The organism is Pseudoalteromonas sp. 68 DY56-GL68, assembly GCF_041414825.1.
GTDB lineage: Bacteria > Pseudomonadota > Gammaproteobacteria > Enterobacterales > Alteromonadaceae > Pseudoalteromonas.
This window is the reverse complement of sequence record NZ_JAOCZL010000025.1, coordinates 35,810-51,267: the sequence shown is the minus strand read 5'-3', so window position 1 is coordinate 51,267 and position 15,458 is coordinate 35,810. Positions and strand designations below refer to the sequence as shown.

Below are 15,458 nucleotides of genomic sequence, written 5' to 3'. Positions count from 1 at the left end.
CCATTCACATTATTCAGCAAGTAATGCGTTTGCTTTTGCAACTAGGTTTGCCACTGTGAAACCAAAGTGCTCAAGCAATACTGCGCCTGGCGCTGACTCACCAAATGTGTCCATGCCTAGTACATCACCATCTTGGCCAACATACTTGAACCAGAAGTCACGGTGTGCAGCTTCAACAGCAATCTTAGGTGTACCCGCTGGTAGCACGCTTTGACGATATGCTTTATCTTGGCTATCAAACTGATTCGTTGATGGCATAGATACCACGCGAACTTGCTTGCCTTGTGCTTTTAGCTCAGCAGCAGCATTCACAGCTAGTTCTACCTCAGAACCCGTTGCAATAAGAATAAGCTCTGCAGCTTGTTCGCTATCAACAAGTACATAACCCCCTTTAGCAATGTCAGCAACTTGCTGTGCATGACGTGCCATTGCTTTGGTACCCTGACGGCTGAAGATCAGTGAACTTGGACCGGTTTCTTTTAATAACGCTTGGCGCCAAGCTACTGCTGTTTCAGTTTCATCACACGGACGCCATGCAGTCATGTTTGGTGTCATGCGAAGGTTAGCGATTTGCTCGATTGGTTGGTGAGTTGGGCCATCTTCACCTTGACCGATTGAGTCATGGGTATACACAAAAATGCTCTGTGCTTTCATTAATGCTGCCATACGTACAGCATTACGTGCGTATTCCATAAACATTAAGAAGGTTGCGCCAAATGGAATGAAACCACCATGTAATGCAATACCATTCATGATTGCGCTCATACCAAACTCACGTACGCCATAGAACACGTAGTTACCATCAGCAGCATCTTGTAAACCTTTTGCTTCTGGCCATAAGGTTAAGTTAGAACCAGCAAGGTCGGCAGAGCCACCCATTAGTTCAGGAAGCTGGTTAGCAAAGAAAGTGATCGCATTTTGTGATGCTTTACGTGTCGCAATGTTTTGCATGTCGGCTTGGCATTTAGCAATGTACTCATCAGCTAATTCAGCGAAGTTAGCTGGTAATGCTTTTTCAAGAACACGACGTGTATATTCTTTTGCAAGTTCAGGATGTGCTTTGCTATAAGCTGCAAACTTTTGCTGCCATGCACCTTCAAGCTCTTGGCCTTTTGCTTGGGTATTCCACTCGTTATAAACCTCTTGTGGAACTTCAAATGCTGGGTGTGGCCAGTTTAGCTGCTCACGTACAGCGGCGATTTCGTCGTGACCCAGTGGTGCACCGTGACAGTCGTGGCTACCTGATTTATTTGGCGAGCCAAAACCAATCACTGTTTTACAACAGATGAGTGTTGGTTGCGTCGTGTTGCTTTGTGCCGCTTCGATTGCACTGGCAATTGCATTCATATCGTGACCATCAACATCACGAATAACTTGCCAACCGTAAGATTCAAAACGTGCAGGCGTATCGTCGGTGAACCAGCCTTCTACTTCACCATCAATAGAGATGCCATTGTCATCCCAAAATGCGATTAGCTTACCAAGACCTAATGTACCTGCCAGCGAACATGCTTCGTGCGAGATACCTTCCATTAGGCAACCATCACCCATAAAGCAGTAAGTAAAGTGATCAACAATATCAAATTGTGGCTTATTGAATTGCGCGGCTAAGGTTTTTTCAGCGATGGCCATACCAACTGCGTTAGCAATACCAGAACCTAATGGGCCTGTCGTTGTTTCAACACCCGGTGTGTAACCATATTCTGGGTGACCCGGTGTTTTAGAGTGAAGCTGACGGAATTGCTTAATATCTTCGATGCTTACGTCATAACCGCTTAGGTGTAACAATGCATATTGAAGCATTGAACCATGGCCATTTGATAACACAAAGCGGTCACGGTTAGACCAGTCAGGATTTAATGGGTTATGGCGGTGAAAGTTTTGCCACAATACAGCTGCAATATCAGCCATACCCATAGGCGCACCTGGGTGGCCAGAGTTAGCTTGTTGAACGGCATCGACAGCAAGTATGCGAATAGCATTTGCAGATTGAGAACTAGGCAGAGTCATCTTTTAGCTTCCTGTTAATATTATAATATAAATAATATCGCAAAAAGTGACTGATAAGGCAACTTAATAAACGCTTTATTGTATAAGTGAATACTAAATAGGCTGGTACAAGCCAGCCTATTGAATCGATCCGTAAGCTTTAAGTTTTAACGACCATCTTCAAAAGAAGCTGTCGCTGACACTTTGCTCCAGCGGCCATCTGCATACAGAATTGTCGCTTCCGCTTTACTTGGTCGAAATGCTCGGATTTGGTATGAACAAGACGTACCTGATGTTCCACACGATGATGCATCATTAGACCAAATAACACTATCAATCGTTGAACCATCTCCTACTACACGAAACACTGCTGTTGCATATGTTTGACCAAATACCATTGCAAAACAACGATTTGGCGTATATTGATCATATGCTTGCGTATCGACATAACATTCCATTGTATCTGCGCTTGCATGAACCGAAAAAACACTAGCGGCGAGTAATCCTATTGATGTTAATACTTTTTTCATTTTACTATCCTTATTTTTCTACCAAAAGTGGTACAAATAACATACAGTAGTGAAGAAGTATTAAAAATACGAATTTAATATTAATTTAACTAATATTTTACCTTTTGATAACTTTTGTAATTTTAACTTTAAACAATTTCAATCAACAGTTCCTAAGAAATGCCAACATGCATAGGCATGTCGGCATTGATGAGTTTATAAATATTTAAGCCAAGGTTTGTTAGCCTTACGCTTATATTCACTAAACTTCTTAGTTGGCCAATAAAGCCCAACGGCTAATACGATAGTGATAAGCCAAATACCTGATATATCATTAACACCTAAATATTGCCCTTGGTTTGCCCCCCACACCTGAATACCTATTTGATACATCACTAGCAATACATAGAGGTGTAAAATATAAAAGAACATAGGTACAGAGCCATACACACGGAGTGCATTGGTGATGCGATTAAGTGGTCTTTCAAATACCCATAAACCAACAAACATACCTGCTAAAGTGATAAGCAAAAAGCTCAGTGACGGCGGATATTTAGTGACATTGAATACCGACATCATGGTTTGTGTTGCGGTGCTAAAGGTTTGCCAAGGTAGGGTTTCACCATAGATATTAAAGCCACGCAGCACAGCAAATAAGCCTACACATAATACTGCTAACAGCAGCAGTGCTCGTTTACGAGACTGCGCTTTTTGCGTATGTGCATATAGTGGCCCTGCGCAATAACCCAGTAAAATCACACCAATCCAAGGCAGCACTGGGTAGCTAATTTTTATATCGATTAAGCCACCTTGTGATAGATAGCCTCGATCATGCAAAATCGTCCACAGCGAATAACCAAACTCATCAGGCGTAAAACTGATTGGGGTAAGTAAGTTATGACCAAACACAATAGCTAAACCAAGTACTAATAACACATTACGCGGCAGTTTTATCAATAACGCTAAGACCAGCATGCATAGACCAATCGCCCACATCACTTGCAACCAAATAGTGTGGTAGTAACCCATCCACGAAAAACAAATGAGGGTCACTTCTAAGGCGATTAAAAACAGCCCTCGCTTAACCAAGAAGCTTTGCGCTGAGCGCGCTACACCACTTGCTGGGTGACTATAAAGCCACGCCGATAAACCGGTTAAAAAGATAAAAGTTGGCGCACAAAAATGTGCGGCAAAACGACTCCAAAAAAGTCCTGGTGACGTGGTATCAACTACCATAGGATCGGCTACCTGCATGTGCAAGAAAAACCGCTCTCGCACATGATCAAGTAACATCAATAGAATAACGACACCACGCATGATGTCGATACTGTGAATACGGCTTTTAACTTGCTCAGAAGTCATAGCTCACACCCAGTTTAAATTGCGTAGGCGCACCTGGGTAGGCCCATAAGGCATTGTATGAGCTTGCAATGTACTTTTCATCAAACACATTATCAACATTCAGTGATACCGTTGTGCGTTCTGTTGCTCGCCATTTGGCAAACAAGCCTACCGTTTGATAACTCGGCAAACGGAAGCTTAAATCAGCAGGGTCACCTAAACGGCCAGACACATATTGATAATGACCACCAATCTTTATATCTTGTGCAAATACACTTAGGTCATGATTTAAACCAATCGAAAGATTATTCTTTGGTACGTTCACAAGAGGGCTGCCTTTAGGAATTGGCACTAACCAATCAACATTTAAACTGTCTGTTGCTGTCTCAGCGTCAACATAAGCATAAGATAGGTTGTACTCAGTGTTATCGCCCAATGAGCCTGTTAGGTCTAACTCAAAACCTGTACTATTTGCTTTACCTACAGGCGTTGAATAACCGACATTTACAGGGTCCGCCACCAGCATATTGCTCTTACTCGCATCAAAGTAAGCAAGGGTACCGCTGATATTGGCATAGCTAAATTTAACTCCCACCTCAAACGAGTCGCTTTCTTCAAAACCGAATGGCTTACCCTCAGCATCGGTACCACTTAGTGGTAAGAACCCTTCTGAGTAGCTTGTGTAAACGTTAATGTCGTTATTAATTGTATATACAACCCCAAAACGAGGGCTAATGCGGTTCTCTTTACTATTTGAAGCTATAGCCGACTTAGTTTCGAAAATGTCTTGCTCAATTTCATCAAAGCGTAGACCTAGCATGACTTTTAAGTTATCGGTTAGGTCGAGCTGATCTTGCAAATAGATACCGAAAGCTTTTTGCTCTTCGTTATTTTCGTATTGCATAGCCACCTCTGGACCTTCACCAGTGCTGTAATCAGGCTCATGGATATCAATTGTATAAGTGCCATAACCACCACGGTAACGGTATAACCCCGTACGTAGCTCATAATCATACGCATCAGCACCTATGAGTACGTGATTAGTAATACCCGCGATATCAAAATGACCACTTAATTCGAAACGCACCGAGATATCTTCAGACTCATAATCACGGTATCGGTGTTGGCGAGTTAAGGTTCTGCCATCATCAAACAATGACTGACGAGAAGGTGATAACTCAGCATCTGAAGACTGCCCTGTTAGCGTTGCAGCACGATAGTTAGCCCCTGCCAGCAATGACCACTGACGATTAAAATCGTAGTTATAGTTAATTTGATGACCGCGAGAATGTACCTTGGTTGGTGCATCATTTGGGTTACCTAAGAAACGCGACTCTGGCACGGTATCAAAGTCATCATTTAACACCACAATGCCACGGTCATACATTTGCTGTTGGTCAACATATTCAAATTCATACGTCAGCGATGATTTGTCATTAACTTGATAATAAAGTGATGGGGTGATCACAAATTTATCGTGATGCACATGATCTCTGAAGCTATCGCTGTCTTGCCAAGCACCATTTATGCGAAACGCTAAATCATCAGTCAGGCCATTGGTGTAATCGCCTTGAATACGTTTGTGGTCATCGCTACCCAACTCGGCTTGAAGTTGCCCTTGCTGATAAAACTGTGGCTTTTTAGTAATAATGTTTACGGTACCACCCGGCTCTGAGCGACCATACAACGCAGAGCCAGGCCCTTTTAATACTTCAATATATTCAATGTTTGAAACATCACGAGGGCCTGCAAATCCTTTACCACCACTAAAGCCATTGATTAAGTAGCCTGATGGCATATTCTCATTACCCGACAAACCACGAATTGAGTAGCTGTCCCACAGCGCCCCACCATTATTTTTTCGGCTAATGCTGGCAGAAAAGTCCAGCGCATCACGAAACTTGGTAATACCATTATCAATCATCATGTCTTTACTTAATGTGGTGATCGACTGCGGTAAATCTTTTGTTGGTATATCACCACGAAAGGCTTGCTTGTGCTCAATGGTGATTGTTTCGATATCGCTGTTAGAAGCGTGTGTAGTTGCAGCAGACGTCGCTGCTAAGGCAAGAAATAGAGTTGAATACTTCATAAGTTGATTAGCTAAAAATATTAATTAAAATGATTTGTTATAAAATAACACAATAAGCATATTTGATATAGTATAACAAATCACTAATTTCTATTTTCTAACTACTTATTTTAGTGTAGCTACCGCAAAAGTATTGATTATTGAAAGAGTGCTGCGAATTAAAGTGCACTTAATAACAGCACTATCGTAGGTTCAAACCTCGGCACAAAACAAATTTGCACTGTTCTTACTTGAGCCCATGCTTGGGATTGCCTACAATGGCGCACAATTTATTCAATACAGTATTGCAATCATGACAGATACAAATAAACCAGAATTACCAAATCAATTATCGATTAACCCTCGTAGCAAGTTCTACGTAGAAGAAGTATTCGAGCATGAAATTGGTGTAAAACTTAACGGCAAAGAGCGTTTTGACGTTGAAGAATATAATATCAGCGAAGGCTGGATCAAAATCGCTTCTCCAAAAGCGCTTGATCGCCGCGGCCAACCTTTACTATTAAAAGTAAAAGGTACTGTAGAAGTTTTCTACAAATAAGCGAAACCAATACCGGTCAAAAGATATGTGGCCGGTATCACCTCTTACTCAAACAGTCTGCTGGCATGATTGATGTTTACCGTCTATTGTTTTGCATGAGCGAAAGTTAAGCCAGTGACCTAAAATAATAAAACTTGATCCTAATATTGTTAAAGCCGTTTCACCAACTTCTCCTAGTCTTCCTGCACCAAAATAAACGGCTATCACAAGCAGTAAGAGACCAACCACACCAAACATAAAAAACCGATACTTTTTATGCTTTTTGCAACCCAGAACTAATGCAAGTAAGCTACTAGGAAGTACCGCGACAAGCATCCAAAAGTGAAACTGCTCGTTACCTAAACCAAGCACAGCAGTGCTCGGTAATAACACGAGTAACACAGGCACAGCTAAGCAGTGAATAGCACACATAGCTGATAACCCGATAGCAAACTTATCCATCATTAATTGTAATTTCATTGAATAATCCCTACAAAATAGAACACATGAATGATAAAAAGTGCATCAAGCAATTTTTGCTTGGCACTCATTGCATACTCCCATCATTTCAAATTGCGTTGTTTGTGAGGTAAAACCCACCTCAGCAAAATGAGGGAATAGCGTTGCAACATCGCTCTGTGAAACAGTAAGTGTTTCAACCTTTTGGCAATGACGGCAAATTAAAAACAGAGAAAGATCATCGTTGAAACTCTCACTGCCAGCATCGTAAGCGATGTATTTGTTAGCACTATTAAGCCTGCGAACAAGGTTTACCGACTCTAAAAAGCTCAAGATGCGATAAACAGACATAACAGAGACACTCGAGCTTGTACGCAGCTTGTAGCAACTGACCAGTTCATAGGCTGATAGCGGCACGTCTGTGGTTAACAATATTTGCAGTATCTGTTTGCGTTGAATCGTGAATTTTCTGCCATGTTCAAGGCAAACCTGCTTTGCTTTATTAAGTGTGCTGGTTAATCGCTGCTTATTCATAGCGGCCACTCAATATAAGGTTTAGCTGCCGTCAGCTCTTCGATTCCTTGTGCTTGCTCTGTGATCCACTGCGCTTCGATAGCAGATATTGTTTTAGCCCACTCAAATAAAGTGACTGTGACTGTAGAAATGGGCTCATCACAGCTAAACGAGTATTCAACTTCTAAGTCTTGATGTGAATGATGAGTGTGATGCTCAAATGGGTTTTCAACGTTTGAATCAATAAGCTCGCACTGGGTGTTAAATGTCACTAACTGCTTTGAATTTTCTAATTTGGCTAATGTTTTTTTAATGACCTGCTTTTGCTGGGCTGTTTCGGGCTGATGTTCAAAACCAAAAATATCTCCAGCTGGCAAAATAAACTTAACCTGCCATTTATCTTGATCATGAACCACAAAAAGCACTCCCTCACCATGTGAATGGTGATGGTGTTGATGCCCTTGAGCTGAAAAAACGCATCCAACTATAAAGCCTATCACTGCTAATTTTGCTGCTTTGATCACCCCACCCACTTCATTACCCCGCTATCAACATTCTGTTACAAAAAAGAATGAAACTCATTCATCGATTCACACTTGATACATTATAACATTTAAAGCACAATTGATACATTATAACGTACTAAAGAGTGGTAACTAATGAATAACATCTCAAAAATAGCTGTCGTCATAGCGACGTTATTACCTGCCAGTGTCTTGGCGCAATCAATCAAAGGCGTTGTGTTAAATAACCAAGGTAAAGCGATTGCTAATGCCACTGTTGACCTTGAAGGGTCTGATCAAAAAGTAACAACTAACGATAAAGGCGAGTTTGAAATCAGCGGCTTAAATAACGGCTTAAAAGAGCTGCATATTTCAGCGCCAGGTTATGCTCACTTACATCGTGATATTACGCTTGCCAATGACCAAGACCACAGCGCAACGTTTAATTTAAAACGCTCGCCAATTGAAGTGATTGATGTTGAAGCAACGCCGATTCATATGTCTGCAATGGAGTCAGCTTCTCCTGTTAGTGTGTTATCTGGCGAACAATTAAGACGCCAACAAGCATCAACACTAGGTGATAGCCTTGAAAAGCTACCAGGCGTTAACACAAACTTTCATGCCAAGGTTGCCAGTACTCCTGTGATCCGTGGTTTAAGCGGCCCACGTGTGTTGATCACACAAAATGGCTTAGATGTAAGTGATGTATCACGCGTCGGTCCTGATCACTCAGTGGCCTCTGAAGCGTCAACCGCAAAACAAATTGAAGTATTACGTGGTCCCGCCACTCTTTTTTATGGTAGCGGAGCCATTGGTGGTGTGGTCAACGTGGTTGATAGCCGCGTACCAACAGACAGCACAACCCGTGGTGAATGGAATTTAGAACACAACTCAGTTGATGAACAAAAAACAGCTTCATTTAATGCCACTACTGGTACTGACTCATTTGCCTTTTATGCTGATGCTTTTTGGCGAGAGTCTGATGACTACCGTGTACCTGTCGCTGCAAATATTGAAGATATTGAGCACAATGATGATGATATCGTAGCCAACAGTAACGAAGACTCTGACGGCTTCACACTTGGTACCAGCTACTTATTCGAACAAGGCTACATTGGCGTTGCGGTTGAACAATTTAACCGCCAATACGGTATTCCTGGCCATACTCATGGTGAAGAAGAGCATGACCACGAAGAGGAACACAGCGAAGAAGAAGCCGTATTTGCTGATCTTGACCAAACCAAAGTGCAATTACTTGGCGAATACAATATCGACAGTGAATGGCTAAGCAAAATTAACTTACGTGCAGGCCACACAGACTACGAACATGCTGAAATCGAACACGGTGCAGTAGGTACAACCTTCAAAAACGAAACCAATGAGTTGCGCGTTGACATTCTGCATAGTCAATTTGATGAGTGGAATGGTGGCATCAGCTTTCATTATAAAAAAAGTGATGTAGAAGCACAGGGCTCTGAAGCCTTCACTCCTCCTTCTATTACTGAAAGTATTGCTTTTGCAATGATGGAAGAAAAGCATTTTGGTGATTTTTTAGTGCAATTAGGTGGTCGTGTTGAGCGAGTAACAATTGATGCTAACAATGTGCTTTTACCAGAAATCGACGCCCATACCCATGATGAAGGCGGCGATGAGCACGACCATGATCATGAACACGAAGAATCAAACTACACACGTGTATTTGATGTAGCCCAAGAGTTTACACCGGTCAGCTTATCAACAGGTGTGGTATGGGATTTTACTCCGGGTTATAACCTTGGTTTATCGGTATCGCGTTCTGAGCGTGCTCCCTCTGCTTCTGAGCTTTTATCTTTCGGTCCACACATAGGGACCGGAACCTATGAAGTTGGCGCGTTATTCGATACTCATGATGGTCATTTTGAACTTTCAAACAAAGCTATCGATTTAGAAACGGCAAATAATATCGAGCTTACATTTCGTAAAACCGAGGGCGATATTGGCTTTATCTTCAATGCTTTCTATAACCAAGTAGATAACTATTATTACCAGATCAACACAGGCCTATACGCTGAAAGTGGTCATGATCACGACCATGGTGACGAACACAACCACGAAGATGAGCATGATCATTCATCTGAACTACCTGTTTATTTATTTAAAACAGACGACGTGGTTTTACATGGTTTTGAAGCGCAAGTTGCTTGGCAGCTAACCGACGAATTTAAAGTCGATTTATTCTCAGATTATGTACGCGCGCGTCTAAAAGACGGCGGAGATTTACCGCGCACTCCTCCACTGCGTTTTGGTACCGAGTTTAGCTATCAAACCGAAAACCTAACAGCAAATATTCACGTAACACGCTATCAAGAACAAGACCGCATAGCGCAAGAAGAAACCAAAACAGATGGCTATACCCTCGTTGATGCCAGCATTTCATATGACTTATCGGTATTGAACCAAGACCTATCGCTTTATTTAAAAGGCACAAACTTAACGGACACAGAAGCACGCGTACACAGCTCGTTCTTAAAGAATATCGCGCCACGTCCGGGGCGCAGTTTTGCAGTGGGTATTCGCGGCTATTTCTAAACAAAATTACAATTAAGGAAAATCAATATGACACACTTATTTAGACTAAAACTACTCGCTCTTGCAATTAGTAGCACCTTGATCACCGCGTGTGGTGATGCAGAAACAAACATTGTTGAAAAAGATCCAATTGAAACACCTGACGACGGTCATGATCATGGCGATGATCATGATCATGGCGATGATCATGATCATGGCGATGATCATGATCACGGTGATGACCATGCTATTGATTCTATGGGTCGCTTAGCGGTGTTAGCTGCGAACAGTAACGAAGCAAATATTTTTGACTTAGATGATAACTCGCTACTCGAGTCGTTTACACTAACCCATGATTCAAATTCATTAAATGTATCACCTAGCTATCGCTATGCGGTAATTGCAAATCGCAATCAAGACTACTTGGGCTTTATTGATAGTGGCTTATGGCGTGAAGATCATGGCGATCACCTACACGACTATAAACAAAGTCCAGCTTTTAGTGACTACGAATTAACAACCGGTAGCCGCCCAACTCACATCGTTAAGCACGACGGCCAAATGGCTGTATTTTATGATGGCAATGCCGATGCAGGTACGGCTGCCTCTGTTGAAGTATTAACCGATAACGACATTGCAAACAAAACCGCCACACTTCCAGGCATTCAGTACGACATTAATATGCATGGTGTTGCAGAACCACGTGGCGAGCACCTAATTGCAACCTTGCGTCGCGATGATAGCGAGAGCACTTCAAATGCTAAAGTTTTGCCTGATCAAGTTGGCGTTTACCACCTTCATGATGGTGAATATGAGCTTGAACAAACATTTGAACTAACCTGCCCCGATTTACACGGTGCAGCACAAAACCATGATTATGTAGCGTTTGGTTGTGGCGACGGTGTGTTAATTGCCCACCAGCACGACGATGAATACCATGCAGAAAAAATCGTCAACATTGATGCTTTAGGGGATACACGCATTGGTACACTATACGGCCATGAAGGTAGTGAAAGCTTCATTGCTATTGCATCAGGTGTATTTGTAAGTATTAACCCAAGCGAAGCTGAAATGGAAGTGCTTGAGTGGCAACTTGATGAAGGTGCAAGTGCCGTCTCTTACTCATTCTCAGGAAGCGGAGCGCACTTTTTAGTACTTGATAGCTTAGGCTTTTTAAACGTGCTTGAAGCCCATGAGCACGACGGCCACATGCATTGGGAGCTTGCAGGTAAAGTAGATATTACTGAAGAAGATGTAACAACTATGCCAGAGGGCATGAGCTTCAGCATGACTGTATCACAAAATAGTGAGTTTGCTTACGTTGCCGATCCTATCGCTCAGCACGTACTAAAAGTGCACATTGAAGATCTCGAAATTGAAGGTGATTTAGAATTAGCCTTCGCACCAAGCGCAATTACGTGGCTAGGTATTGCAGAGCAAAGTGAAGAGCATAATCATGAACATTAGGTTTTAAAGTTCACGAATAGCGATTAAAGGTTGGCATTAAATGCCAACCTTTTTTATTCATATTTTGTAACAGTGCTTTCATCGCATCTGCATCGCTATTTTTAAGCGAATTGTTATGCTGTTACAGTTCCCAAAATAGGATGTAATCCCATGAAAAAACTAACAACGTTGGCACTGGCCATGGCTGCGACACTGGCACCTTGGGCATCAGCTTACGAAACTAAAGACACGCGTTTACTGCGCTTTCCTGATATTCATAACCAAAACGTTACCTTTGTGTACGGTGGCGATATTTACATTGCTAATACGCAAACAGGCGAGAGCAAACGCTTAACCGACCATATTGGCTTTGAAACCTTCCCTAAGTTTTCACCTGATGGTAAACGCATTGCCTTTGCAGCCGAGTACAATGGCAGCCGCCAAATTTATGTCATTAACAGCGATGGCTCTGGCTTAAAGCAACTGACTTACTACAACGATGTTGGCCCAATGCCACCACGCGGCGGTTTTGATTATCGTGTTCTCGATTGGACAGCGGATGGCAAAAATGTGGTATTTCGTGCTAACCGCACACCGTGGGGTAAACGTATGGGTCGTCCATACATGGTGCCTGCTGACGGTGGCCTTGAGCAGCCTCTTGCTATTCCTGAAACCGGTGGCGGGATGCTTTCGCCAGATGGCAGCAAATATGTTTACACGCCGATTGATCGTGAATTTCGTACTTGGAAGCGCACCCGTGGCGGTCGTGCACAAGATGTCTGGGTTTACGATTTAAAAAACAATACCTCAGAGCAACTGACCAGTAACCGTGCTACCGATCAGCAACCTACTTGGGTTGGCGACAACATTTACTTTGTATCTGACCGTGATTACACCCTTAACCTGTATCAATACCAAAAAGGCGCTGAGCCTAAGAAGCTAACCAACCATAAAGACTTTGACGTATTGTGGCCATCAGCAGGGCCAACTGCGGTTGTCTATGAAAATGGTGGTTACCTTTATCGCTTTGATCCAAAAACTCAAAAAAGCAGCAAGCTGAGCATTAACATTGCTGGTGTGCGTCAGTATGCAATGCCGTACACAAAAAATGTCAGTGACTTTATCGACTCAATGTCGATTTCTCATGATGGTAAGCGTGCACTCTTTACTGCCCGCGGTGAGTTATTTAGCGTACCAGTTAAACAAGGCCCAACACGTAATTTATCTTACACAGCAAAAGGTCGCGAAATTGACGCAAGTTGGTCGCCAAATGGCCGTTATATTGCTTATATGAGCGATGAAAGTGGCGAATACGAAATTTACTTAAAAGATCGCAGCGACAACAATGCCACCAAGCAACTAACCAGCAACGGCACTATTTGGCGTTTTACACCAATTTGGTCACCAGATAGCTCAAAACTGTTATTTGCAGATAAAAACCACACACTCTGGTGGATAGATGCAAAATCGGGTAAACAACACAAAATTGATACCAGCATCTACGATGAAGAAGGCATCCGCCAATATACCTGGTCGCCAAATAGCGAAGACATTGTGTATGTGAAAAACAATGAAAACCGCTATGCCTCATTGTGGCACTACAATATTGATAAAAAGAAAGTGACTCGCTTAACGGATGAAATGACCAATGAGCAAAATCCAACTTTTTCTCCTGATGGTCAATACCTGTACTTTAGCTCTGAGCGCGACTTTAATTTAGCCTTTAGTAGCTACGAGTTTGACTATATGTTTAATCGTGCAACCCGTATTTATGCCGCTGCCGTAAATGACAGTATCAAGCCACTTATCGCACTACAAAGTGACGAAACAGCGATCGTCAGTGATAAACAAAAAGATGACGATAAGAAAGCGAAAAATACCCTGCAAAGCAGCGACTTTATGCAGCGTGTAACCGCTTTAAATGCACCAGCAGGTGATTATCGTGGCTTAACCGCAGTCAAAGATGGTGTGCTAACATTGGCTAATGGCGGTTTGCAACTGATTGGCACAGCTCACGATAGTGAGCTTGAAACCGTGGCTGAAGGAGTCAGTAATTACACAATTTCGAGTAACGGTGAGCACCTGCTTGTTCATGCAGGCAAGGATTACAGCTTAATTGAGCCAAAAGCCAAACAAGACTTAGCGGCGAATAAACTCGATCTCAGTAAAATGACCTTAAAAATTGAGCCGCAAATTGAATGGCAGCAAATGTATGTTGAAGGCTGGCGTACATTACGTGATTGGTTCTATGATGAAAACCATCACGGCCAAGATTGGGACGCAATTTTAGCTAAGTATCAACCTATGGCTGATGCTATCTCACACCGTAGTGACTTAGATTACATTCTCAGTGAAATCGCCGGTGAAATTAACTCAGGCCACATTTATGTGCAGTCGGGTGATATGCCAAAAGCAGAGCGTAAAAAGCATGGTTTATTGGGTGCAAAACTTGCCAGCGATCCATCAGGATACGTAAAAATTGAGAAAATCTTCCAAGGTGAAAACTGGCATGAAGACTTCCGTTCACCACTTGGCACAACAGGGATAAAAGCACATAACGGCGACTACATCATTGCCGTAAATGGCCGCTCAGTAAAAGACGTAGCTAACTTCTACGAATTACTAGAGAACACCCAAGGTGAACAAGTAGAGCTTATGCTTAATAGTAAACCGCGCAGCAAAGGTGCATGGCAAGTTACCGTTAAGCCTGTAGCGAGCGAACAGGGTTTGCGTTATTTAGACTGGGTTAACTCTCGTGCAGCCTATGTTGATAAGCTATCAAATGGCCGTATTGGTTATGTTCACTTACCCAATACAGCGTTTGAGGGTAACCGCGCCATGTTCAAAAACTACATGCCGCAAACTACCAAAGACGCCATGATTATTGATGACCGATACAATGGCGGCGGCTTTATTCCTGAGCACATGATCACGTGGCTTGCCCGTAAACCGCTTAACTATTGGAAGCGCCGCGGTGTTGAGCCAACGAAAACACCACAATTTGCTCATGATGGTCCAAAAGCCATGCTGATCAATGGTTACTCAAGTTCAGGCGGTGACGCTATTCCTTACTACTTTCGTCAGGCGGGGTTAGGTAAGCTTATTGGTACCCGCACTTGGGGTGGTTTAATTGGTATTTCAGGTAACCCAAGCCTTGTCGACGGCGGCCAAGTTATCGCGGCAACATTCCGCATTTTAGATAACGATGGTAACTGGATCATCGAAAACGAAGGTGTCACCCCAGATATCAAGGTTGTTGACCGCCCAGAGCTTATCTATCAAGGTAAAGATCCGTCGATTGAACGTGCCGTAGAAGAGCTGTTAAAAGAGCTAAAAGACAACCCGAAAAAGCCACTCACCGTGCCACCCGCACCGACTGACTTTTAATTTTTAACTCTGTAAAAAAGCAAAAAACCCCGCAGCAATGCGGGGTATTAAACACTGCACAGCGACCCTATCTATCCCTCAGTTTCTAGCCCTTTATTAATAGGCCATAATAACAAATTATAATTTGCCATGAGCTGTATTATGAAAAGTACGCT

Annotated in this window: 11 protein-coding genes; 4 read left to right on the top strand and 7 right to left on the bottom strand. The window is 42.7% G+C overall.

Features of this window, described 5'->3' with window-relative positions; genetic code table 11:
* Window positions 1-9: 9 nt before the first annotated feature.
* The 4 genes from tkt to NYF15_RS20740 form a co-directional block, all read right to left on the bottom strand.
* Entirely contained in the window at window positions 10-2,010 is a 2,001-nt protein-coding gene (tkt, locus tag NYF15_RS20755) for a transketolase (RefSeq protein ID WP_371354548.1), read from the bottom strand.
* A 146-nt stretch (window positions 2,011-2,156) separates the two neighbouring features.
* On the bottom strand, window positions 2,157-2,519 hold the full coding sequence (locus NYF15_RS20750) for a hypothetical protein (protein WP_130150889.1): 363 nt from the start codon (window positions 2,517-2,519) through the stop codon (window positions 2,157-2,159).
* 195 nt (window positions 2,520-2,714) lie between these two features.
* Window positions 2,715-3,860, bottom strand: a complete 1,146-nt coding sequence (locus tag NYF15_RS20745) for a DUF1624 domain-containing protein (RefSeq protein ID WP_371354547.1) — start codon at window positions 3,858-3,860, stop codon at window positions 2,715-2,717.
* Window positions 3,850-5,931: a TonB-dependent siderophore receptor gene (locus tag NYF15_RS20740; RefSeq protein ID WP_371354546.1), complete on the bottom strand. Its 2,082-nt coding sequence runs from the start codon at window positions 5,929-5,931 to the stop codon at window positions 3,850-3,852. The genes NYF15_RS20745 and NYF15_RS20740 overlap by 11 nt, the downstream gene beginning before the upstream one ends.
* A gap of 292 nt (window positions 5,932-6,223) precedes the next feature.
* On the opposite strand from NYF15_RS20740, the gene NYF15_RS20735 reads away from it, so the two are divergent.
* Window positions 6,224-6,469, top strand: a complete 246-nt coding sequence (locus NYF15_RS20735; protein WP_130150987.1) for a DUF3297 family protein — start codon at window positions 6,224-6,226, stop codon at window positions 6,467-6,469.
* Between the two features lie 48 nt (window positions 6,470-6,517).
* Here the strand turns inward: NYF15_RS20735 and NYF15_RS20730 are convergent, their stop codons facing one another.
* Genes NYF15_RS20730 through NYF15_RS20720 form a run of 3 tightly spaced genes read right to left on the bottom strand, consistent with a single transcriptional unit; the run spans window position 6,518 to window position 7,944 of the window.
* Window positions 6,518-6,928 carry a MerC domain-containing protein gene (locus tag NYF15_RS20730; RefSeq protein WP_130150886.1) on the bottom strand — a complete coding sequence of 137 codons (411 nt, stop codon included), beginning with the start codon at window positions 6,926-6,928 and terminating at the stop codon, window positions 6,518-6,520.
* Between the two features lie 45 nt (window positions 6,929-6,973).
* Window positions 6,974-7,441, bottom strand: a complete 468-nt coding sequence (locus NYF15_RS20725; RefSeq protein ID WP_371354545.1) for a Fur family transcriptional regulator — start codon at window positions 7,439-7,441, stop codon at window positions 6,974-6,976.
* Complete coding sequence (locus NYF15_RS20720) at window positions 7,438-7,944, bottom strand: DUF2796 domain-containing protein (RefSeq protein ID WP_371354544.1); 507 nt, start codon at window positions 7,942-7,944, stop codon at window positions 7,438-7,440. The genes NYF15_RS20725 and NYF15_RS20720 overlap by 4 nt, the downstream gene beginning before the upstream one ends.
* 135 nt (window positions 7,945-8,079) lie before the next feature.
* Between NYF15_RS20720 and NYF15_RS20715 the strand changes: the two genes are divergently transcribed.
* The 3 genes from NYF15_RS20715 (at window position 8,080) to NYF15_RS20705 (ending at window position 15,303) form a co-directional block, all read left to right on the top strand.
* Entirely contained in the window at window positions 8,080-10,491 is a 2,412-nt protein-coding gene (locus NYF15_RS20715; protein ID WP_371354543.1) for a TonB-dependent receptor, read from the top strand.
* 27 nt (window positions 10,492-10,518) lie between these two features.
* Window positions 10,519-11,937: a 5-methyltetrahydrofolate--homocysteine methyltransferase gene (locus NYF15_RS20710; protein WP_371354542.1), complete on the top strand. Its 1,419-nt coding sequence runs from the start codon at window positions 10,519-10,521 to the stop codon at window positions 11,935-11,937.
* A gap of 150 nt (window positions 11,938-12,087) precedes the next feature.
* Window positions 12,088-15,303 (top strand): S41 family peptidase, encoded by a 3,216-nt coding sequence (locus NYF15_RS20705; protein WP_371354541.1) that lies wholly within the window; start codon window positions 12,088-12,090, stop codon window positions 15,301-15,303.
* The last annotated feature ends 155 nt before the right edge of the window (window positions 15,304-15,458 follow it).

Coding starts and splice junctions, on each gene's coding strand:
- tkt (WP_371354548.1), bottom strand. CDS start 2,010: ATGACTCTGCCTAGTTCTCAATCTGCAAATGCTATTCGCATACTTGCT.
- NYF15_RS20715 (WP_371354543.1), top strand. CDS start 8,080: ATGAATAACATCTCAAAAATAGCTGTCGTCATAGCGACGTTATTACCT.
- NYF15_RS20745 (WP_371354547.1), bottom strand. CDS start 3,860: ATGACTTCTGAGCAAGTTAAAAGCCGTATTCACAGTATCGACATCATG.
- NYF15_RS20705 (WP_371354541.1), top strand. CDS start 12,088: ATGAAAAAACTAACAACGTTGGCACTGGCCATGGCTGCGACACTGGCA.
- NYF15_RS20735 (WP_130150987.1), top strand. CDS start 6,224: ATGACAGATACAAATAAACCAGAATTACCAAATCAATTATCGATTAAC.
- NYF15_RS20710 (WP_371354542.1), top strand. CDS start 10,519: ATGACACACTTATTTAGACTAAAACTACTCGCTCTTGCAATTAGTAGC.
- NYF15_RS20730 (WP_130150886.1), bottom strand. CDS start 6,928: ATGAAATTACAATTAATGATGGATAAGTTTGCTATCGGGTTATCAGCT.
- NYF15_RS20725 (WP_371354545.1), bottom strand. CDS start 7,441: ATGAATAAGCAGCGATTAACCAGCACACTTAATAAAGCAAAGCAGGTT.
- NYF15_RS20740 (WP_371354546.1), bottom strand. CDS start 5,931: ATGAAGTATTCAACTCTATTTCTTGCCTTAGCAGCGACGTCTGCTGCA.
- NYF15_RS20750 (WP_130150889.1), bottom strand. CDS start 2,519: ATGAAAAAAGTATTAACATCAATAGGATTACTCGCCGCTAGTGTTTTT.